Source organism: Paraburkholderia sp. SSBN10T (genome assembly GCF_056619545.1).
This window is the reverse complement of sequence record NZ_JBWQQI010000013.1, coordinates 45,889-67,520: the sequence shown is the minus strand read 5'-3', so window position 1 is coordinate 67,520 and position 21,632 is coordinate 45,889. Positions and strand designations below refer to the sequence as shown.

The following is a 21,632-nucleotide window of genomic DNA, read 5'->3' as shown; positions in this document are numbered from 1 at the left end:
ATTCGACGGATCGCGATCATGATAGCGATTCCTGTGGCGGGTTTCCTGTCTTGCCTCCTTTTCTCGATACATCGCCCCGCGTCGAAGTAAACGTGCCGACTTCGCCATTTATTTCCGACTTTTGGCTACTTACAACTACTCCCGTCGCCCGATTCCAAGGATCCGGCGGCATCCATGCAAGCGGAGTTAAACGCGCTCGCAGCCCCGCATCGCGTGCTGGGCTTGCGGTGTTATCGAGTCAACGGCACAAGCGGGAGACAGGTTCGTATGAATCAACCAGAAACGATCAACGTGGCCGGCGGCGGCGCGGGTATCGAGGTCGAGAGTCACTCGATCGACTACATTCCCCAGGCGGAACGGCATGCCCGCCTCGGCAGCCAGGGACCGTTCTGGTTCCTCGGCAACTTCCATTTCTTCACCATTTCGATCGGCTTTGTCGGTCCCGGCATGGGACTGTCGGCGGGTTGGACCACGCTCGCGGGCGCATTGGGGATCATGTTCGGCACGATCTTCATGGCCTTTCACGGCTCGCAGGGGCCGGAGATGGGCTTGCCGCAGATGATCCAGTCGCGCGCGCAGTTCGGCTATCGCGGCGTGATTCTCGCGTTGCTCGCCACGCTGTTCGTGTTCGTCGGCTTCAATGTCGTCAACGTTTCGCTGATCACCGATGGCCTCAAGCATGTATTCGGCCTCGATGCGACGCTGGCCGCCGTGGTGGCGATCGTCGCGGGCGCGCTGCTGTCGATCTATGGCCACGATCTGATGCACAAGGCGTTCAAATGGGCGCTGATCGTGACGTTGCCGCTGTATACGCTGGTGACGCTCGCGCTGATGTTCGGTGTGGGCCACGGCGCGGCGGTTGCAGCAACTGCGGCGGCGCCAGCGCCAACGCCTGGCTTCAACTGGATTGCCTTCGCCACCCAGTTCGCCATCGGCGCGAGCTACAACATCTCGTATGCACCGTACGTGTCCGACTATTCACGTTATCTGCCGAAGCACACCAGCCGGCGCAAGCTGATCACCGCGATCTTTCTCGGTGCATCGCTCTCGGGGGCGTGGATGATCGGCCTCGGCGCGTGGCTCGCACAACAACTGAAGGCGGAAGATGCCCTGGTCGCCTTGAATCAGGTGGGTTCGTCGCTGGCGCCGGGCCTGGGTCATGTGATCGTGATGGTTTCGGTGGCGGGCTTCCTGCCGATCATTGCCCTTAACACCTACAGCGCGATGTTGACGCTGCTGACCGGCGTCGATTCGATCCGCAAGATCAAGCCGACACGCGGCTCACGCGTGCTGTCGATCATCGCAATCAGCGCGGCGGTGCTGGTCTGCGTGCTGGCGATCAAGGGCAACGGCATTGCGTTGCTCAATACGTTCCTCGTGTTGATGCTGTATTTCCTCGTGCCGTGGACGGCGGTCAATCTGGTCGACTACTTCTTCGTGCGCAAGGGACGTTACGCGATTGCCCATTTCTTCACGCCCAAGGGCATCTACGGTGCCTGGCAGATGCGCGGCATCGCCGCCTACGTCATGGGGTTCGCGGCGATGATTCCGTTCTTTTATGTGTATGACGCCGAGGCGCAGAAAGAGGTGTTCGTCGGCTACGTTGCGCGGTTGCTGGGCGGGGTGGATATCGCGTGGCTGGTCGGGCTGATCGTCGCGGGCGGCGTGTACTGGCTGCTGAGCCGCTCGCTCGATCTGCGAGCCGAAGAGAAAATCATTCGGAGTATGAAGGAAAGCGATTTTGCGGCAATCGCTCAGCGTGTGCACGACGAGCGTTAGAAAGGGGCGGGCGGCGCGCGTGCCGCCCGCAAGCTCGTCACATCAGTCACGTCGGCGCGCATCGCTTACATCGTATTGCTGCGCGCGTCCCCGCCAAGTGCTTCGCGCGTCAGCAACACATCGTCAATCAGCCCATACGACTTCGCGGCCTCTGCGGACATGAAGTTGTCCCGGTCGGTGTCCTTGACGATGTCGTCGATGCTGCGTCCCGTATGCTCGGCCATGATCGCGTTCAGGCGCTCGCGCTGATACAACACTTCCCGTGCCTGAATCTCGATGTCGGCGGCGGTTCCCTGGCTGCCGCCCGAGGGCTGGTGGATCATGATCCGCGCGTTCGGCAGCGCGTAGCGCTTGCCGCGCTGGCCGGCGGTCAGTAGAAACGTCCCCATGCTGGCGGCAAAACCCGTGCAGAGCGTCGACACTTCCGGCTTGATGAACTGCATCGTGTCGTAGATCGCGAGCCCGTCGTAAACCGAACCGCCCGGCGAATTAATGTAAAAAGAAATATCCTTGTCGGGATTCTCCGATTCGAGGAACAGCAACTGCGCGACGATCAGGCTCGCGGACTGCTCGTTGACCGGGCCGACCAGGAACACAATGCGCTCGCGCAGCAGCCGCGAATAAATGTCGTAGGCACGCTCGCCGCGCCCGGATTGTTCGATGACGGTGGGCACAAGGCCGAGGCCGGTAAAGGAAGGGGAGGAAGGGTAGCTGGAGTGCATGCGCGTCCTGTTTGAGATTGGATAGGGTTGGACAACCCGGCGCCGTGGTTGCGGACGCGGTGTCTGTCCTCATGACGAAAGCGCGCGCCCGGCTGTGACACAAATATTTTTGCGCCGGCCTGTCACACCGGACGGCGCCCGAACGTCTAGCTGTAAAGAGGGCGGAGGACACGCGCGTGCGCGCGGACCGGGCCCGCGCAGCACCGTTTACGTTTCTGGGAGCACGACGCATGACCGAATCCGCCATCGACAAGTCATCCGCCTTCGAGGCCGCCCGGGCGCGCCTCGTCGCGCTGGCATACCGCATGCTGGGCAGCCGCGCGGACGCGGAAGACGTGGTGCAGGACGTCTGGCTCAAATGGCACCTTGCCGACACCCGCGAGGTGCGTACGCCTGCCGCATGGCTGACCACGATTACGGCGCGGCTTGCGATCGACCGGCTGCGCCATCTGCAGCGGGAGCGCAGCGCGCGGGCGGCCGGCTGGATGCCGGAGCCGTGGCTCGATGAAGCGGCGCCGTCCGCGGAAGAGTTGGCATTGCGTTCGGCGCAGATGTCGTATGGCCTGATGCTGCTGCTCGAGCGGCTCAAGCCCGACGAACGCGCTGCCTTCGTGCTGCACGAGGCGTTCGATTGCGACTACGCCGAAATTGCAAGGATCCTCGAGCGCACGCCTGCGGGTTGCCGGCAGATCGTGCATCGCGCGAAAACGCGTCTGCAGCGTGACGGCGCGCCGCTGCGGCGGCCCGAACCGGCACAGCATGCCCGGCTTGTCGAGCGCTTGCGTACGGCGCTGGAAACGCAGGATCGGGCGGACCTGCTGCGGCTCTGTAGCGATGCGCCGGAAATCGTCAGCGACGCGGCGGTGCGCGTGAGCGAGCCGCTTGTGGCGGCAACGGATTGGGTGGACGTGGTGACGTCGCTAGCCGGGAATGCGGCGAGCGCGGTGCAAGTGGCAGAAGCGGAGCAAGCGGGAAAAATGGCGCCGGCGGCACAAGCGACACCCTATGCCGGCGCGCTTTACGCCGAATGCCTGTCGATCGACGGCACGCTGGGCGTGGCGCTCATGCAGGGGAGCGAGATCGTCGCCTTGCTCGATGTGTCGAGCCGCGCCGGCCGGATCGTGGCGCTGCGCATCGTCACGCGTGCCGCGCATCTGCAAGCCGCGCGCCGTCGTTTCGGCCTGCCGGCCGTCGTGCGTCTGCTCGATGCGTTTCGCACGCCAGCGTGGCCGGCGCGCCGCAGCACTTCAGTTACGGTGTGCGGCGACTTCCCAGTTGATGTCCACGCATAGCACCTGCATGCCGCGTGGTGTTTGCGCGGCAATCGACGCGGTCACGCAAAGGTGCGCCTCGTTGATCGACAGATAGGGCGGTGTCAGATGCACCTGGCCGGGCGTGCGCATCGCGCCGATGAAATACGGCCGGCGCTCCCAGCTCGCACCTTCCGAATGCAGCAGCGGACGGAAGCGCTTGGCCCGTTGCGAGGCGCGGCCCGGCGGCAGCACGTTATCGCCGATCTGCCGCCCGGAGCCGTCCAGCACGAAGCAGCGTGCGGTTTCGCCGAGCGCAAGCAGCGGCGCGGTCGCCTGAGCCACGGACTCGCCGGCCACCAGTTGCGCGCTCGCGGTTTCGAGCGCTTTGGCGTATGGCGCGAGCCGCGCAGCCTGGGCTTTCTCGCGTGCCGCCACCCGCTCGCGCAGGGCGGCCGACAACGCGTCCATCAATCCGGCAGCCGCTTGCGGCTTCACCGGCTCGACGCTCGGTCCGGCGAAATACGCGCCCTGCACGAAATCCACATTGCATTCGAGCGCGATCAGCGCGTCGCGCTCGCTCGACAGTCCACCCATCAGCACCAGTTGCCCCGACTCGTGCAGCAGCGAAACCAGCCCCGGCAGCACGCGTTCGATGTGCGAATGCTCGCTCGCCTGCGCGAGGATGCAGCGGTCGAGCGTGACGATATCTGGTCGCAGGTTCCAGACGCGGTCGATGTTGGAGTGCTTGGCGCCGAAGCCGTCCAGTGCAATCAGGAAGCCCGACTTGCGCAGCGCGTCGATGATCTCCGCGAAGCGCGTGGTCTCGCCGCCGGCCTGTTCCGATACTTCCAGCACCACCCGCTGCGGCGGCAGGCCGAGCGCCTTGAGGCCGGCGAGCAGCGCGTCGCCGTAGCTGGTGTCCATCAGCGCGGCGGGGTGCAGGCTCAGGAAGAGCCACTCGTCGTGACTGTCGAACGCATTGAAGTTGCCCAGGTGCAGCGATTCCGCGAGCCGCCCGAGTTCCAGCAGGTCGCCGCGCCGCGCGGCCTGGGTGAACACTTCGTGCGACGGCACCTGCTGCGCATGTTCGTCGTGCGCGCGCAGCGAGGCGTGGTAGCCGATCGCGCGCCGGTGCGACACGGAAAACACCGGCTGAAACACGCTGAATACCGTGTAGCCGCCGTACAGGACGGTGCGCCGGGAGCCTTCGTCGCCCGCCATCGGACGCGGGGGCTGGAAGCCGGGAGGATCGAGTTCGATCATGCTCATCATGTATCAGTCGTGTAAAGGTGGCGGCGTAGCAGGCATGTCTCAGTTGGCATGCATTATCGGCGAGTTTACAGGATAGGCGAGCAAGAACCATGCGCGCGAGGGAAATGCGCCTGGCATGCGGTTGATCGCTCATTGTGCGCCGGTATGCGCGCTGCGGCTATGCCGCGCACAGCCCTGGTGCGCGGCGCGCCCTGTTGCGGGTCGGCAGGGCGGCCGCCAGAAACGCGTTCGGGCGGGTTGCTGCGGCGAATCGTCCGGCGTGCTTCGGGCCAGCGTGCATCGGGTCAAGCGCTTGAGGTCAAGCGTTTCGGCCAGGCGCTTCAGGCCCGTTCCGACGGATCGGTTTTTTTCGCCGTGCGGCGGATGTCGGCTGCCAGTTGGGCGAAGATCCACGACGAGCACGCGGTGATGATGCCGACGCACAGGAAGGTCGCGTGGAAGGCGGGCAGCGAGTTGGCTTCGGTCACCTGGTGGATCAGCCCGGTGAAGGTTGCCAGCAAGGCGCCCGCGACGGTCACGCCGAGACTCATCGAGAGCATCTGCACCAGCGAAAACAGGCTGTTGCCGCTGCTTGCGCCGCCGGTCCCGAGATCCTTGAGCGTGAGCGTATTCATCGCGGTGAACTGCATCGAATTCACGCCGCCGAAGAACGCGAGCTGCACGAGCCGCAACCACAGCGGCTGGCCCTCGGTGGTCAGCCCGAAGCTTGCCATGGCGAGGCCGACCAGCACGGTGTTGGTGACGAGCACGCGCCGATAGCCGTATTTCATGATGAGCGTCGTGACGAGCCGTTTGGACGTCATGCCGGCCGCGGCCACCGGCAGCATCATCAGACCGGCTTCGAACGCGCTGTAGCCGAGGCTCACCTGCAGCAGCAGCGGAATCAGATACGGCATCGCGCCGCTGCCGATCCGCGCAAACAGATTACCGAGCAGGCCGACGCTGAAGGTATGGATCTTGAACAGATCGAGCGAGAACAGCGGATGCGGTTCGCGCACGGCGTGCAGCCCGTAGGCGACGAAGCAGGCGAGGCTCAGGATCAGCAGCACGAGCACGGTGGCGTGCTGGATGCCGAGTTCGGTGCGGCCGTCGAGTGCGAACGAGATCGCCACCATGCCGACCACCAGCAGCAAATAACCTTTGATGTCGAACCTCGCGGTGTCGGGATTGCGGCTGTCCTGCATAAAGATAAAGGTGGCAATGCAGCCGATCACCCCCACCGGCACATTGATCAGGAAGATCCAGTGCCACGAGGCGATCTTGACGAGCCAGCCGCCGAGCGTCGGACCGATCAACGGTCCGATCAGCCCGGGAATCGCGACGAACGACAAGGCGGGCAGGTAGCGTTCGGCGGGAAAGGTGCGCAGCACGGCGAGCCGCCCGACCGGCAGCAGCATGGCGCCGCCCACCCCTTGAATCACGCGGTACAGCACCAGTTGATTGAGCGACTGCGCGTTCGCGCACAGCAGCGACCCGACCGTGAACACCAGGATCGCGCTGAAGAACACCTTGCGCGTGCCGAGTTTGTCGGCGAGCCAGCCGGACACCGGGATCATGACGGCCATCGTCAGCGAGTAGGCGATCACCACCGATTGCATCCGCAGCGGCAGTTCGCCGAGACTCGTCGCCATGGCCGGCAGGGCCGTGTTGACGATGGTCGAGTCGAGCGTCTGCATGAAGAAACCGGTGGCGACCAGCCACAGCATCACGGTGAGTGAGCGGGCGCTCGGCTGGGCGGCGGTAGAGGCGGGTGCTGCGGCGGCGTTCGGCGGATTGGACATGGAGGGCGGTTGATCGCTCAGACCGGACGGGCTGGGGAGTGCCCATTTTAGGGAAATCCGCGTGGCTGTGCAGTCTGGTTTTGCCGCTCGGCGCGCTTGCGTCGTTTACTTTAGCCGCGCCGCCGCGTCGAAAAATCGCCGGGCGCGCGGATCGCTCGTATAGGCGGCATTGATGCGGATCCACGGGCTGACTTCGCCGTTCGGCCGGAAGTAGCTGCCGGGCGCTACGGTGACATCGAGCGGCGCCCCGCATTCGACGAGCCGTGTCGAGTCGGCGATATGCGGCACCCTGGCCCAGACGAACTTGCCGCCCAGCGGCGTTTCGAACACCTCCCAGCCGCTCGCTTCGAGTGCCTGCACCGCCGCGCCGAGCGCATCGCGCATGCGGCGCCGCAGCCGCTCCAGATACTTGCGGTAGGAGCCGCGCTCGAGCATGGCGACCGCGACCGCTTCGGCGAAGCGCGAACCGCCGATGCTGGTCAGCATCTTGATGTCGGCGAGGTCCTTGATGATCGCGTGACTGGAGACCACGAAGCCGATCCGCAACGAAGAGGACAGCGTCTTCGACAGGCCGCCTACGTAGATCACGTGCTCGAGCTGGTCGAGGGTGGCGAGGCGGTCGGTGACGTCGGTCTGGAAGTCGGCATAAATGTCGTCTTCGATGATGCGGAAGTCGTGCTCACGCGCGAGCTGCAGCAGCCGGAACGCTACCGGTGGCGCCACCGTGGTGCCGGTCGGATTGTGGAACAGCGTGTTGATGAAGAACAGTTTGGGCCGGTGCAGGCGCAACTGTGCCTGCAGCACCTCCAGATCCGGGCCGCTGCGGGTGCGCGGAATGCCGACCAGCTTCACACCGTGCAGCTTCAGCAGGCCGTACAGGTTGTAGTAGCCGGGGTCCTCGACGAACATCGTGTCGCCGGCTTTCAGCATGTAGCGCATCAGCAGGTCGAGCCCCTGGCTCGCGCCGTTGGTGATGAGGATCTGCGAGGCATCGGCCTCGATGCCGAGCTGCCCGAGGCGGCTTTGCAGATGCTCGCGCAAGGTCTGATTGCCGAGCTGGGTGGCGTAGTCGACGAGGCTCGCGGGGTCCGTCCGCGACACATGACGGATCGCGTGGCCGAGGCTCTCCATGTCGCGCCACGCCTCCGGGATAAAGCCGCTGCCGAGCTTGAGCGATTCGCCGGGGTGGTTGAACTGCTGCAGGATGTGCTCCGCCACTTCCTCCGCCCGGCGCGGGTCCGAGGTGCCCTGCGCATCGTTTGTGTTGCGCTGCCGTTCGGCGACATAAAAGCCCGAGCCGTGGCGCGAGTCGAGATAGCCGAGCGAGACCAGCCGGTCGTAGGCCTCGATCACCGGGAAGCGGCTCACGCCGTAATCGGCCGAAAACTGGCGGATCGACGGCAGCTTTGCGCCCGGGTGGGCGGCCCGCGAGCGGATCCACGCCGTGACGCCGGTCACGATCTGCTCGGTCAACGGCACCCCGCTTTCGCGGTCGAGTTCGATGTCGAGTTTCATGAGGGCTCGCGTCCTGGGTGCCTGTGAGGCGGCATGCCGGTAACTGTCAGGTTTTTCGACTGCACAGTTTCGTTGAAACTGTCATGAACTGTGCATGGGCCCTGCATGATCGCACGTCAATAATGAGTCAACCAGCAAAAGTCTCCAAGGAGTAGAGCGATGCGTGAAATCCGTACTTTCGAACTCGATCACGGTGAGCCGGCAGCCGCCTGGCGTGTCGCGCAGCCGCTCACCTTGCAGGTCATGGCGGGACAGGTCTGGCTGACCGTGGAAGGTGACCAGCGCGATTACTGGCTCGCCTCGGGCGATACCTTCGAACTGAATCGCGGCGCGCGGGTGTGGGTCAGCGCCGGGCAGGGCGGCACGCGGCTGGCGCTTGCCTTCGCGAGCCATGCTGCGGGTGCACAGGGGCGGCCGGTGTTCGAGGCAGCGCGGCGCTCGGTTCGGAACTGGGTGCCGCGCTGGCTGCAAACCATCTGACGGACGCGCGTGCGAAATTCCTTGGTTGTGAGGCGCGCGGATTGGAGGGTTGCCCGCTTTCCGCTTGCGCCTCTCTCTCCCGGTAGACGGCCCAGCAGGGCTGGGTCGAGGCCGTCCGGTCTGCGCATGTCTGGTTAGCGATCGGCCTCGTACTCCCCAATATAGCGTGCTCGCGGACGGATCAGGCGGCCGTCCGCCGTCTGCTCCATCGCATGCGCGATCCAGCCCACTACCCGGCCCACTGCAAACAGCGTGAAGGCGGCGCCGGCCGGCAAGCCCAACACCCTTTCGATGGCTGCGAGCGCGTAGTCGAGCGTCGGTTCTACGCCGCTCGTCTCGCGCACGGCGCGGGCGAGCGCCTTGATCTCACCAATCGCCGAGCGCGCGGGCGCGCACTCCGCCAGCAATTCCAGCAACAGACGCGCACGCGGGTCGCCCTGCGGATAGAGCGTGTGTCCGAAGCCCGACAGGATCGCGCCATAGCCGCTTTGCTCATCGCGAGCGAGGCGGGTGGCGAGGAAACGGTCGAGATCGGGCGCACGGGCAGCTTCGTCGAGCAGCGCGGCGACGCGCGCCGTCTCGCCACCATGACGCGGGCCCGATAAGGCCGCGAGGCCGCCCGCCACGGCGCCGAACAGGTGGGTGCCCGTCGACGTGATACAGCGAACCGTGAAGGTCGACGCGTTCAGTTCATGATCCGCGCAAGCCACCAGTGCCGCGCGCAGCACACCCATCTGCTGGCGGTTGCGGATGCTCCACGCGGCGGCAAGCTGCCGGTGCAGCGGTTCGCTGGAGGGCGCCGCGGAGATCATGGCTGCAGCCAGCAGGCGCATGACCGCGCACGCCGTATCGAGCTGCGCATCGCGGCCCTGCGCCCAGACGCGCGGCATTTGCGCGGCAGCGGCCGGCAGCAGCACGAGCGTCCGGTCGAGCGGCGTGCTGTCGCTCCACAGTTTCAGCCACGCCGCCCACTGCGCCGCGCCGAGCGGCACCGGCGGCGCCTCGGCAAGCCGGCGCGGGGCACAGTCCCACAACAGCGCCGCCACGTCTTCCAGCGACGCCGTGCGCGCCAGTTCGACCGCATCGCGGCCCCGGTACAGGAGACGGCCATCCGCAATCAGCGTGATCGACGATTCGAGCACCGGCACGCCCCAGTCGAGCACCTTTTGCGCCACCTTGCCGGCGCGCTTGCCGTCTGCTTTGCGGCGCGCGAGCCGCCGGACCTCGGCCGCGTTGTAGAGCCGGTGCTTGCCGTGTGCATCCGGCGATGAATGCAGCATGCCGCGGCTCACATAGGCATACAGGGTCGGCACACTGATGCCGAGCAGGGCGGCGGCTTCGGTCGCGGTGAGGTGGGTGGTCATCGGTATAAAGGCGCGGGAAAACCGGAAAAATCAATATATGTTGATTATCTTAATCAAGATTGATCGTGAGAAGGGCAAATTCTAGACTCAGGCCTGTTCTCCCCAACTTCAGTGCGCTCGCCATGACGCCCCATCTCGCTCTCGATCATCTCTGGACCGCGGCCGGTTGCGATGCCGCGGCGCTCGACGCCGTCACCCTGAGCGGCGACGATCCCGGTCTGCCCTCGGTCTACCGGGTCGGCACGCTCGCCACCGCCACGATAGCCGCCGCGGGCCTCGCCGCTGCGGAATGCTTCCGTCTGCGCACGGGTTGCCGGCAACGCGTCGAGGTGGACGCGCGGCGCGCGCTGGCGGCGTTTCGCAGCGAGCGCTATCTGCGCATCGACGACGGCTCGCCGCCCGCCTTGCGCGATCCGGTAATGGGCTTCTACGCAACCCGCGACGGCCGCTGGATCCAGTTGCACACCAATTTCCCGCATCATCTGGCCGGCATCCTGAAAGTGCTGGGTTGTGCCAACGATCGTGCCGCGGTGGCCGAGGCGATTCGCGGCTGGGACGGCGCGGTGCTCGACCAGACGCTCGCCGACGCGGGCCTGTGCGCCGCGCTGATCCGCTCGCCGCGCGAATGGGCGGCGCTCGAGCAGGCGCAGGCGATTGCCGGGCTGCCGCTCTTCGAGATCATGCGAATTGGCGACGCGCCGCCCGAACCGGCTGGACGCGGCGGTGCCGACCGGCCGCTGGCCGGCGCGCGGGTGCTCGATTTGTCGCGCATCATTGCCGGGCCGGTGGCGGGGCGCGCGCTGGCGCAGCATGGCGCCCAGGTGTTGCTGATCAACGGGCCGCATTTGCCGAATATCGCGCCGCTCGTGATCGACAACGGGCGCGGCAAGCGCTCCTCCACGCTCGATCTGCGCGACGCTGCCGGGCGTGAGCGCCTGCGTGCGCTGGCAGGCGACGCCGATGTGTTCCTGCAGGCGTACCGGCCGGGGGCGCTCGCCGCACGAGGTTTTGCACCTGAAGCGTTGGCGCAGGTGCGGCCCGGAATCGTGTGCGTGTCGATTTCCGCGTACGGTCACGCGGGGCCGTGGGCGCAACGGCGCGGCTTCGACAGTCTGGTGCAGTCCGCGAGCGGCATTGCCTGGACCGAGAGCCGCGCGGCGCAGAGCGACGAGCCGAAGCATCTGCCGTGTCAGGCGCTCGATCATGCCACCGGCTATCTGGCCGCGTTCGGCGCGATGGTCGCGCTGGCGCGGCGGGCCACGGAGGGTGGAAGCTGGCATGTGCGGCTGTCGCTGGCGCAGACCGGCCGCTGGCTGCAATCGATGGGGCAGATCGAGGACGGTTGGCGTGTGCCTGAAGTCCACGCCGAGGACCTCCAGGATTGCATGGAGACGGTCGTATCACCGTTCGGCCGGGTGCGTGGGGTCCTTCCCGCCGAGCGCCTGTCGGAGACGCCGCCGTTTTATAGCCGCCCGCCGGTGCCGATCGGCACAGACGAGGCTTGCTGGGTGAATTGACTTGCCGCGCTCGCGTGCGAGGCGCCGCCGCCGCGCTACTTGCGCAGCTCGGCGACGAAATCGTAGTAGTCGTTGCGGCAATAGGTGTCGGTCAACTCGATTGCGCGCTGGTCGGACGTATAGCCGACGCGCGTAATCAGCAGCAGCGCCTCGTGCGGCGCAATGCTCATCTGCTGGGCGATCTCGTCGCTCGCGTTGACGGCGCGAAAATGCTGCAACGCGCGTACGATCCCGAGTCCGCGCTGTTCGAGGTAGCTGTACAGCGAATCGCCGATGGCCTGCGGATCGGGAATCACCGCGGCGGGAAAGGTCGAGTTCTCAACCGCCATCACGATGCCGTCCGCGAGGCGCAGACGCCGCAAACGCGTGACCGCCGCAGCCGGCGACAATCCCAGTTGAATCACTTCGTCTCGATTGGCAGGCACGATCTCGCGCGAGAGCCATTGCGAACTGGGACTGAAACCGCGCCGCCGCAGCATTTCGCTGAAGCTCGACAGGCGCGAGAGCGGATCTTCATAGCGCGGCGTGATAAAGCTGCCCGCTCCCTGAGTGCGGCGGATCAAACCCTGTTCGACCAGCAGCGCGATCGCCTTGCGCGCGGTGATCCGCGAGACGCCGAGCGCGTCGGACAGCACCCGCTCGGACGGCAGCGCCTCGCCTGCGTTCCAGCGGTTTTCATGTATCGCGTTGCCCAGCTTGCGAGCGAGTTGCAGATAAAGCGGCGTATCGTTTTCCGGGTCCGGGCGCAGGTCGCGCCAGCGGTCTTCCGAGGCAGAGTTCATGTGGCAGACGCAAGAAGGGCAAGCGGCAATTCTATGACATCGGCGCGCGGTGTTATAGCGGGCTTTTGCCTGGGGGGCGATTTCGTCTCGCCACAGCGGATAAACTGGCAGCGCAAGCGGCTACGTGCGGACCGCCTTGTTCGCGGTCCGCGACCGGCCTTTCTTTTACAAGCGGGCCTACGTGAGCGAGCTTCCGTAAGCGGGCCTCCGTGAGGGGCCCTGCGGAACCGGCTCTCCGTAAGCGGCCCTGCGGAAGCGCCCCTTTCATGAGTGGCACTCCGCACGCGAACCGCCACAACCGCAGGAGATGACATGACGACCGACATCGCCACCGTGAGCTTGCCCGACGGCGAGCGCATCCCGAAGCTGGGGCAGGGCACCTGGGAGATGGGTGAGCAACCCGCGCGGCGCAGCGCCGAAATCGCGGCTTTGCGCGCCGGCGTCGAACTCGGCATGACGCTGATCGACACTGCCGAAATGTACGGCGACGGCGCCACGGAAACCCTGCTCGGCGAGGCGCTCGCCGGCTTGCGTGAGCGCGTCTTCCTCGTCAGCAAGGTCTATCCCCACAATGCCAGCCGGCGCGGCGTGCAGGCGGCCTGCGAAAAAAGCCTGAAACGCCTGAAGACCGACCGGCTCGATCTCTACCTACTGCATTGGCGCGGTTCGGTGCCGCTGGAGGAGACGGTTGAAGGCTTCGAAGCCCTGCGCCGGGCCGGCAAGATTCGCCACTGGGGCGTCAGCAATTTCGACACCGAGGATATGGAGGAACTGATGTCGGTGCCGGGCGGCGACGCTTGTGCGACCAACCAGATTTTGTATAACGTCGCGCGGCGTGGGCCGGAGTTCGATCTGTTGCCGTGGCTCGCCGGGCGCAACATGCCGGCGATGGCGTATAGCCCGGTGGATCACGCGCGCTTGCCGAAACGCTCGCCGCTCGACGACATTGCCGACGCGCGCGGCGTCTCGGTGTTTCAGGTGGCGCTGGCGTGGGCGTTGCGTCAGCCGGGTGTGTTCGCGATTCCGAAAGCGGGACGCATCGAGCATGTGCGCGACAACCATCGCGCCTTTGAACTGCAACTGGGCGCCGACGACTGCGCGGCCATCGATGCTTACTTCAGACCGCCGCGCAGCAAGCGGCCGCTCGAGATGCTTTGAGCACACGCGGCTAGTGCTGCTATTGCTGTGATGCTCGATGCGCCGGCGCGGTCGAACTGCACGATGCGTGGGTCGCCTCAAGCGCCGCGGGACTCAGTTGCAGGCGTGGTGCAGGTGGACCGAACCGAGCACGGCGACCTCGGCGGGCGTGCGGCCAAGCGACTCTTGGCTCACCTGGGCAGCGTCGTTCACGAAGTCGTCGACGATCGAGGACACCTGAACGTTACGCAGACACAGCGAGACACGCTGGGTCTCGTTGGCCGGCAGCGATGTGCGCTGGCCGAGGAACAGCACGCCGTATTGATAGCCATGGATGATGCCGCGCACGGCGCCGACGCATTCTCCCTGCGCCACGTTGTCGGCCTTCTGCTTGCAGAGCTGCATGAGCGACCATGCGGAGAACGAGGGATCGACGGGAGGGGCGGCCTGTGCCTGCGCCGCTTGCTGTTGAGCTTGCTGGGCAGCCGTCTGTGCGTGGGCCAGCGTGGCGAAGCCGATTGCTGCAGCCATCAACAGGCCGGTGGCTGCTCGCGCCGCGGTGCGGGGGACATTTCGTTGCATGTTGTAGTGCCACATGTTGTGGTGCCCTCATATCGAACGTTGAATCTGTTATGAGGGCAACGAGGCTGTTTGGTTCCTGCTGGATTGGAACCTTGCGGCGCGTGTGTCGGCCGAGGCGTGCCCTGCTGCTGCGGGTCCCGGCTTTGGCGGTGACGCTCGACCGGGGGATCGAGACGCCACCGCCGACGCTTGCCGGGGGAGCTGCTGCGACGGGGCACGGCACGCGAGGAGGAACGGCTCGGGGGCGCCGTTCCGTTGGATCTAATGTCCGTTACCGCCGCTGCCGTTACCGCCGCCACTGCCGCTTCCACCCTTGCCTCCGTGACCGCCGTTGCCGAAGCCTCCGCCAAAGCCCCCGCCAAAACCGCCACCGAAGCCACCGCCAAAACCACCTCCAGGACCACTGCCGCAACCGCAGCCGCTGCTACCGCCGCCGGGGCCGCCGCCCTTGCCGCCACCAGGGCCGCCGCCGTTACCACCGCCGTTGCCGCCACCGTTACCACCGCCGTTGCCGCCACCGCTACCACCACCGTTACCACCACCGTTACCACCGCCGTTACCACCGCCGTTACCACCGCCGTTACCACCGCCGTTGCCGCCACCGTTACCACCGCCGTTACCACCACCGTTACCACCACCGTTGCCACCGCCGTTGCCACCGCCGCTACCGCCACCCTTCCCACCGCCATTGCCACCACCCTTCCCACTAGCGTTCGAGCCACCACCACTGGCGCTGGCTCCGCCGCCGCTCGACCCGGTGCCCGTATTGGCTCCTTCGCCACTGGTCCCGGCAGCGCCGCCGGCGTTTGCACCGGCGCTCGCAACGCTCGTGCCGCCGCGCGGATGCTTCACGCAGTTTCCTGAGCTGTCGCTGCGGCATTCGGGAATCTGGAAGATTGCCGCAGCGTCGTCAGCCGCAGTGGCTGCATAAGCCGCGGGGCTCGTTGCCGACTCGTCGTCCTGCGTGAGCTGGGTCGCCGCGGACGCACCGCTGGCGGGCAACGGAGCGCCCGCTGCAACCGCCAGCCTTACGCCGTCATCGACGAGCGCAGCATAAGCGCCCTGCGTCACCAGCAAACCCGCGCCAGCAGCAACAACAGCAAGCCCTCTGGCAATCCCGTAGCAGTACTGATTTAGTATTGTGGTTTTCATTACTTCTCTCCCGAGGAAACGCCGGCCCTCGTCGCCGCCGTCTCTCAAGCTATGCTTCTTATGCAATGGGCCCGTCGATTCGCGGGCCTCATCGCCTCCCCGAGTTCGCTCTGCGCAGCGCATGCCTCTCTAATGCACGCGATGTGCGCGAAACGCTGTCACCGTTTTGCCGATCCTTCGTGGCTCCGGCTCGTGTGACTGATTCCCCCTCCCTCACGCGAGATGATCGACGCGCTGGTTGCCCGCTCGTCTGCCGCGTGATGTCGACGGTGCGCCGTGGGCCGTGCTGGTCCATTTGTATGGAACTCAGCGCGGCGGTGCGCGCGCGTGGCTGGATCGCTCAACGCGGGCCGGATACCGCTTGTTCCATAGCGATAACCATGCCATTGCCCGCAGAGGCCCGTCCGATGTGGCATCTGTGTGACGGGTCCGGTGCGCGGCGCGGCGAATCGACGGAAAATGTTTCGCTCGTGAAACGCGTGCTGAGGACCGGCATTGGCGAGGCCCGACGCCGGATCAGAGCTCGTGCGGTGCGTCGCCGGCGGTTTCGCTGTGGGCGGCGCACTTGACGCCCTGCAGCGTGCGCAGGTCTTCGATGGGGATGTGGCAGCGGATCCGATGGCGCTCGCCCGCTTCGGCGAAGGGCGGGTCCTGCTCCTCGCAGATCGCACCGAGCTTGCGCGGGCAGCGCGTATGGAACACGCAGCCTGAAGGTGGCGCGGCCGCACTCGGTATCTCACCGGAGAGGCGAATGCGCTCGCTTTGGACAGGCGCGCCGAGCGCGGGCGCCGAAGACAACAGTGCCTCGGTGTAGGGATGGTGCGGGCCGTCGAAGACGGCGGCGGCCGGGCCGCTTTCGAGCAGGCGCCCGAGGTACAGCACGGCGATGCGATCGGACAGGTAGCGCACCACGTGCAGATCGTGCGAGATGAACACGTAGCTCACGCCGCGCTCGCGCTGCAGATCGGCGAGCAGGTTGAGGATCGACGCCTGCACCGAGACATCGAGCGCCGAGGTCGGTTCGTCGCAGACCACCACGCGCGGTTCGCCGGCGAACGCGCGGGCAATCGCGACACGCTGCTTGAGGCCGCCTGACAATTGACGCGTGCGGGCGCCCAGATAGCGATCCGGCAAGCGCACGGCTGCGGTAAGCGCGGCGAGCCTTTCGTCCTGCGCTGTGCCGCGCAACGCGGCGAGCCGCGACAGCGCGCGGCCGATCAGCCGCTTCACGGAGTGCGAGCGGTTGAGTGCCGAGTCCGGGTTCTGGAATACGATCTGCAGCGATTTGACCTGCTCGTCGTTGCGGCTCGTCACGCGCGCCGGCAGCGGTGCGCCGTCAAGTTCGAGGACACTGCCGGCATCGGGCGAGAGCAGGCCTAGCATCAGCTTGGCGAGCGTCGTCTTGCCGCTGCCCGATTCGCCGACGAGGCCGAGGGTCTCGCCGCTGGCCAGATCGAGCGAGACGTCGTCGACCGCCCGCACCGCGACGCCGGCGACGTGGAATGTCTTCGAGACCCGTTCGGCGCGCAGCACGAGCGGACTGGGAGCCGCGGCATCCGCAGATACCGCGCCATCAGTGCCGCTACGCGGCGTGGGCGCTTCGGTGCTGGTACGCGGCAATTCCATCGCGCGTTCGTGATAGTGGCAGCGCGACATCTGATCGCCGTGGGCTCCGGCGACGCGATGCGGCGGCGGGGCCTCGCGGTGGCAGCGCTCGTCGGCGAGACGGCAGCGGTCCGCATAGATGCAGCCGTGCGTGAGCGAGCCGGGCGCGGGCAATTGCCCTGCGATCGTGTCGAGCCGCTCACGCTCCTTGCTGCGGCCGGGGGTCGGCAGACAGCGCAGCAGGCCGACCGTATAAGGATGGCGCGGTTGCGCGAACACGTCCTGGGTTGCGCCTTCCTCTACCAGCTTGCCGGCGTACAGCACGCCGACGCGCTCGCACATGCGCCCGATCACCGCGAGGTTGTGGCTGATGAAGAGCACGGCGGTGCCGAGTTCCTTGCGCAACTGCGCGACCAGGTCCAGCACTTCGGCTTCGACCGTGGCATCGAGACCGGTGGTGGGTTCGTCGAGAATCAGCAGGGCGGGGTTCGAGGCGAGCGCCATCGCGATTACGACGCGTTGCTGCATACCTCCGGACAACTGATGAGGATAGCTGTCCATCACCCGTTCAGGGGCCGCAATGCGCACGCGCCTGAGCATCTCCAGCGTGCGCGCGAGCGCCTCGCCGCGGCCGGCGCCGGCCGCTTCGAAGGCCTCGGCGACCTGGCGCGCAATCGTCATGGATGGATTGAGTGCGCGCCCCGGATCCTGGTAGACCATCGAAATCGCGGTGGCGCGCATCGTGCGCAATGCATCGGCGTCGAGCGCCTGCACGTCCTGTCCGGCGATCAGAATCTTGCCGGCTTTCGCCTTGCCGTTGCGCGGCAGGTAGCGCAACGTCGCCATTGCCACGGTCGACTTGCCGCAGCCCGATTCGCCGACGAGGCCATACGCCTCGCCGCGTCTCACGCGAAACGAGATGTCATGCAAGACCTCGCGGTCGCGTCCACGAATCCGGTAGGTGACCGTCAGGCCAACCACCGTCAGCGCATCGGTGCGGTCGCTCTTCGAGACGTCGAAGGCGGGGAACGAGGCGGGAGGTGGGCCGTTCATCGATCGAGCACACCTTGCACGCTATCGGCGACCAGGTTCACGCCCACCACTAGCGAAGCGATGGCGGCGGCGTCGAACACCACCGTCCACCACGCGCCGCCCGCCATCAGCGTGTACGACTCCGACAACGCCAGGCCCCAGTCCGCCGACGGCGGCTGGATGCCAAAGCCGAGAAACGACAGCGTGGCCACCGCGAAGATCGCATAGCCGAGGCGCACGGTGGCTTCGACGATGATCGGCGGCAGCACGTTCGGCAGGATCTCCGCAAACATGATGTAGGGCGCGCGCTCGCCGCGCAGTTGCGCCGCGGCGACATAGTCGAGATGGCGTTCGGCGAACACCGCGGCGCGCACGGTGCGTGCGGTGATGGGCGTGAAGGTGATGCCGATCACCAGAATCACGGTGAAGTTCGACGCTCCCACGGCAGCCAGCGCGAGCAGGGCGACGATCACGAGCGGCAGCGCGAGCACCGCGTCGATGGCGCGTCCGACCACGTTGTCGACCCAGCCTTCGAAATAGCCGACCACGAGCCCCAGGGCGGTGCCGGCCAGCGTGCCGAGCAGCGTGGCGAGCGGCGCGATGGTAAGGATGTCGCGCGCGCCGACGATCACGCGCGAGAACACGTCGCGGCCGAGCTGATCGGTGCCGAACCAGTGGGCGTGGTCGGGCGGCATCAACGAATTGAGCGGATCGGATGCATAGGCGTCGAGCGGCGCGATCCACGGTCCGGCAATCGCGCAGACCACCCACCAGACGACGATCGCCACGCCGACCACGAAGGTGGGCGAGCGTAGCAGCACGCGCATCTGATCGAAGCGGGGTTCGTGCGTCTCGCGCATGGCCGGAATAATCGTGCTCATTCGCCGCTCCTCACGCGCAGGCGCGGGTTGAGCAGCACTTGCAAGGCATCGGCCGCGAGATTGGCCACCGTGTACACGACGCCGATCGTCAGCACGCCTGCCTCGAGCATCGGAAAGTCCTTTGCCTTGGCAGCGTTGTAGATCAGCGAGCCAATGCCCTGGTAATGAAACAGCGTCTCCACCACGACGAGGCCACCGATCATGTAACCGAGCTGGGTCGCGGCGACCGTGATGGTGGGCAGGAGCGCATTGCGCAAGACGTGCCGCCAGATCACGACACGTTGCGGCAAGCCCTTGAGAATGGCGGTGCGCGTGTAATCGGCGTCGAGCGCTTCGACGGTGCCGGCGCGCGCCATGCGGGCGATGTAGCCGAAGAACACCAGCACGAGCGGCAGCACCGGCAGGATCAGATGCCTGAGCTGTTCGAGCACGCCGGCCTCGGGCGGATACGACGCCTCGATCGGCAGCCAGCGCAACCACACGCCGAAGATCAGGATCAACGCGATCGACGAAACGAATTCCGGCACCACCGTCGCCGACAAACCGGCAATGCTGATCGTGCGGTCGAGCCAGCGGCCTGCGTGCATGGCGGCCCACACGCCACCGGCGATACCCAGCGGTACCACGACGACGAACGCGAGCACGCCGAGCTTCGCCGAGTGCGCCAGCGCATCGGCGATAAACGGTCCAACCGGTTCCCGATACGCGTACGACAGTCCCATATCGCCGCGCACGAAATGCGTGATCCACTCGACGTATTGGGTCAACAGCGGCCGGTCCGCGCCGAGCTGATGATTGAGTGCGGCGACGGCGCGGGCATCGGCGAGCGGCCCGAGAATCGTGCGGCCGATATCGCCCGGCAGCAACTGGCCGCCCGCAAACACGATCACCGACAGCAGCCACAGAGTGATCAGCGACAGCGCGAAACGGCTCGCAAGAAAACGCACGACCCGCCCGGCATTGCCGCTGGCAACGCGAGGAGTGGAGGGTGTGAGCGCGGTGGACATGGCTGGCTCGAAGCGGATGTTTTCGCTGCTCGGGCGCTCAGGCGCTGAGCGTTACCTTGTCGAAGTACAACTGCGCCAGCGCGGTAAAACGCATGCCGTTGACGCCGGCCCGCATGGCGATCAGTTGATCGTAGAAGAACGGAATGATCACCGGCGTCTCATCGAGCAACAGCGTCTGGATCTGGCCGGAGAGCTTGCGCTGCGACGCGATGTCGACTGCTGCGACAAACTGTGCGACCAGTTGATCGTACTGCGGATTCCTGAAGTGCGCTGCGTTCCACGTGCCGTTGCTCGTCAGCGGCGCATTCAGGAACACGTTCGGCACGCCGCGATGACCATAGTCGGTGATGCCGAGCGGCGAGTCGAGCCAGTCCGATTTGCCGGGCGTGCCCGCACCGTAGTACAGCGACTGGCTTTCCACTTTCAGGTTCACGCGCACGCCGATCGCCTTCGCCGCGTTCTGTACGACCACGGCGAGATCGGGGATCTCCATGTACTTTTCGGTGGTGAGCGTCACGTCGAAGCCGTTGGCGACACCCGCTTGCGCGAGCAGTTGCTTTGCTTTGGCGATGTCGATCCTGCGCTGCGCGACGCCTGCATCCGAGGACGGAAACACCGGCGCGAACGGGCTGTCGTTGCCGAGCTGCGCCTTGCCGCGAAACAGGCCGCGCACGATCACTTCGCGATCGAGCGAAAGCGCCAGGGCCTGGCGCACGCGCTTGTCCTTGAACAGCGGATCGTCGTTGCGCATGTGGATCTGGCGGTGCGCGCTCGATTTCACGGCCTTCGTCTTGAACTCGGGGTTGTTCATGATGCCCGAGCCGCCCTGCACGGTGAAGGTGCCCATCACGTCGGCCTGGCGTCCTTGCAGGGCGAGGATCTGGGCCTGCTCGTCGGCGTAGAACGAGAACTGCACGCGTTGCGGTAACGCTTTTTCGCCCCAGTAGTCGGGATTGCGTACGAACGAGGCGCCCACCTTCGGCGTGTATTTTTCGAGCTTGAACGGCCCGGTGCCGATAAAGCTCTTTTCGTAGTTGCCCGCGTAATTCGCCGGCAGCACGATGGCGTTGTAATTGTCCGAGGAAACGTAGTACGGGAAGTTGCCGTTCGGCGCATCGAGATGGAAGGCAACCGTGTGATCGTCGACAGCCTGGGTGCCGCCCTTGGACAGCACACCCTTCAATACCGAGAGCGCCGCCGAACCGCTTGCCGGATCGGCAAGGCGATCGAAGGTGGCGACCACGTCTTTGGCGGTGAAAGGCTGGCCGTCGCTGAACTTCACGTTCGGACGCAGCTTGAAGGTCCACACGTCGCCCTTGTCGTTGGGCTTCCACGATAGCGCGAGCGCCGGCTTCAGCAGCAGATGCTCGCCGTCGTCGTCGATCAGGAATTCGCCGGTCTGAACCAGCAGCGCGAGGCCGCCGGCGTCGGTGACGGTGAGCGGATCGATCGCGCCGGCCGGCGTCAGGTGGGCGACACGAATGGTCGCGTTCGCGGCGCCGGGCGCACCTTGCGCACGCGCTTGGCGCGGGGCGAGCAGACCACCGCCCGCGAGCGACAGGCCGATCACGCTCGCGTAGCGCAGCAGTTCGCGGCGCGACAGGCGGCCGGCGAGGAATTCGTCGAGCGCGTGATTGCCGTATTGATCAGCGCTGTGGCGTGCCGTTTCGAGCGCGAGAAGTCGATCCTTGGGAGTCTTCATCGATGGGGTGTCCAGTCCGTTCTGATAGGTGCCGCGCGGCTTACGTGCGGCAGGGCGACGGTATTGCGA

General features: G+C 66.1%; 17 protein-coding genes. 5 read left to right on the top strand and 12 right to left on the bottom strand.

What is annotated here, in order from left to right; genetic code table 11:
* Window positions 1-267: 267 nt before the first annotated feature.
* The gene (locus tag AC1ECK_RS20365) at window positions 268-1,779 is read left to right on the top strand and encodes a purine-cytosine permease family protein (protein WP_480322066.1); all 1,512 of its coding nucleotides are present in this window, start codon (window positions 268-270) and stop codon (window positions 1,777-1,779) included.
* Between the two features lie 65 nt (window positions 1,780-1,844).
* On the opposite strand, the gene clpP is transcribed toward AC1ECK_RS20365, so the two are convergent.
* Window positions 1,845-2,501, bottom strand: coding sequence for an ATP-dependent Clp endopeptidase proteolytic subunit ClpP (gene clpP / locus AC1ECK_RS20360; RefSeq protein WP_480322064.1), 657 nt, complete (start codon window positions 2,499-2,501; stop codon window positions 1,845-1,847).
* A gap of 230 nt (window positions 2,502-2,731) precedes the next feature.
* Here clpP and AC1ECK_RS20355 point away from each other — a divergent pair, with 230 nt between their 5' ends.
* Window positions 2,732-3,793 (top strand): sigma-70 family RNA polymerase sigma factor, encoded by a 1,062-nt coding sequence (locus AC1ECK_RS20355; protein WP_480322062.1) that lies wholly within the window; start codon window positions 2,732-2,734, stop codon window positions 3,791-3,793.
* On the opposite strand, the gene AC1ECK_RS20350 is transcribed toward AC1ECK_RS20355, so the two are convergent.
* The 3 genes from AC1ECK_RS20350 to AC1ECK_RS20340 form a co-directional block, all read right to left on the bottom strand.
* The gene (locus tag AC1ECK_RS20350) at window positions 3,749-5,023 is read right to left on the bottom strand and encodes an EAL domain-containing protein (protein ID WP_480322330.1); all 1,275 of its coding nucleotides are present in this window, start codon (window positions 5,021-5,023) and stop codon (window positions 3,749-3,751) included. The two genes, AC1ECK_RS20355 and AC1ECK_RS20350, sit on opposite strands and share 45 nt — an antisense overlap.
* A gap of 323 nt (window positions 5,024-5,346) precedes the next feature.
* Window positions 5,347-6,732 (bottom strand): multidrug transporter subunit MdtD, encoded by a 1,386-nt coding sequence (gene mdtD / locus AC1ECK_RS20345; RefSeq protein WP_480322328.1) that lies wholly within the window; start codon window positions 6,730-6,732, stop codon window positions 5,347-5,349.
* 180 nt (window positions 6,733-6,912) lie between these two features.
* Complete coding sequence (locus AC1ECK_RS20340; protein WP_480322060.1) at window positions 6,913-8,322, bottom strand: aminotransferase-like domain-containing protein; 1,410 nt, start codon at window positions 8,320-8,322, stop codon at window positions 6,913-6,915.
* Window positions 8,323-8,481: 159 nt separating this feature from the next.
* Between AC1ECK_RS20340 and AC1ECK_RS20335 the strand changes: the two genes are divergently transcribed.
* Entirely contained in the window at window positions 8,482-8,802 is a 321-nt protein-coding gene (locus AC1ECK_RS20335) for a DUF2917 domain-containing protein (protein ID WP_480322058.1), read from the top strand.
* Between the two features lie 134 nt (window positions 8,803-8,936).
* Here the strand turns inward: AC1ECK_RS20335 and AC1ECK_RS20330 are convergent, their stop codons facing one another.
* Complete coding sequence (locus AC1ECK_RS20330) at window positions 8,937-10,166, bottom strand: citrate synthase family protein (RefSeq protein ID WP_480322056.1); 1,230 nt, start codon at window positions 10,164-10,166, stop codon at window positions 8,937-8,939.
* 122 nt (window positions 10,167-10,288) lie between these two features.
* Here AC1ECK_RS20330 and AC1ECK_RS20325 point away from each other — a divergent pair, with 122 nt between their 5' ends.
* Entirely contained in the window at window positions 10,289-11,683 is a 1,395-nt protein-coding gene (locus tag AC1ECK_RS20325; protein WP_480322055.1) for a CoA transferase, read from the top strand.
* Between the two features lie 35 nt (window positions 11,684-11,718).
* On the opposite strand, the gene AC1ECK_RS20320 is transcribed toward AC1ECK_RS20325, so the two are convergent.
* Window positions 11,719-12,465, bottom strand: a complete 747-nt coding sequence (locus AC1ECK_RS20320) for a GntR family transcriptional regulator (protein ID WP_480322053.1) — start codon at window positions 12,463-12,465, stop codon at window positions 11,719-11,721.
* 312 nt (window positions 12,466-12,777) lie between these two features.
* On the opposite strand from AC1ECK_RS20320, the gene AC1ECK_RS20315 reads away from it, so the two are divergent.
* Complete coding sequence (locus AC1ECK_RS20315) at window positions 12,778-13,623, top strand: aldo/keto reductase (RefSeq protein WP_480322051.1); 846 nt, start codon at window positions 12,778-12,780, stop codon at window positions 13,621-13,623.
* Window positions 13,624-13,716: 93 nt separating this feature from the next.
* Here the strand turns inward: AC1ECK_RS20315 and AC1ECK_RS20310 are convergent, their stop codons facing one another.
* From AC1ECK_RS20310 to AC1ECK_RS20285, 6 genes are all read right to left on the bottom strand, one after another.
* Window positions 13,717-14,184, bottom strand: a complete 468-nt coding sequence (locus AC1ECK_RS20310) for a hypothetical protein (RefSeq protein WP_480322049.1) — start codon at window positions 14,182-14,184, stop codon at window positions 13,717-13,719.
* A gap of 261 nt (window positions 14,185-14,445) precedes the next feature.
* Window positions 14,446-15,336, bottom strand: a complete 891-nt coding sequence (locus AC1ECK_RS20305; RefSeq protein WP_480322047.1) for a hypothetical protein — start codon at window positions 15,334-15,336, stop codon at window positions 14,446-14,448.
* Window positions 15,337-15,852: 516 nt separating this feature from the next.
* Entirely contained in the window at window positions 15,853-17,994 is a 2,142-nt protein-coding gene (locus AC1ECK_RS20300) for a dipeptide ABC transporter ATP-binding protein (protein WP_480322045.1), read from the bottom strand.
* Window positions 17,991-18,854, bottom strand: coding sequence for an ABC transporter permease (locus tag AC1ECK_RS20295; RefSeq protein WP_480322043.1), 864 nt, complete (start codon window positions 18,852-18,854; stop codon window positions 17,991-17,993). Before AC1ECK_RS20295 ends, AC1ECK_RS20300 begins: the two co-directional genes overlap by 4 nt.
* Window positions 18,851-19,861, bottom strand: coding sequence for an ABC transporter permease (locus tag AC1ECK_RS20290; protein ID WP_480322041.1), 1,011 nt, complete (start codon window positions 19,859-19,861; stop codon window positions 18,851-18,853). The genes AC1ECK_RS20295 and AC1ECK_RS20290 overlap by 4 nt, the downstream gene beginning before the upstream one ends.
* Before the next feature lie 37 nt (window positions 19,862-19,898).
* The gene (locus tag AC1ECK_RS20285) at window positions 19,899-21,563 is read right to left on the bottom strand and encodes an ABC transporter substrate-binding protein (RefSeq protein ID WP_480322038.1); all 1,665 of its coding nucleotides are present in this window, start codon (window positions 21,561-21,563) and stop codon (window positions 19,899-19,901) included.
* Between the last annotated feature and the right edge of the window lie 69 nt (window positions 21,564-21,632).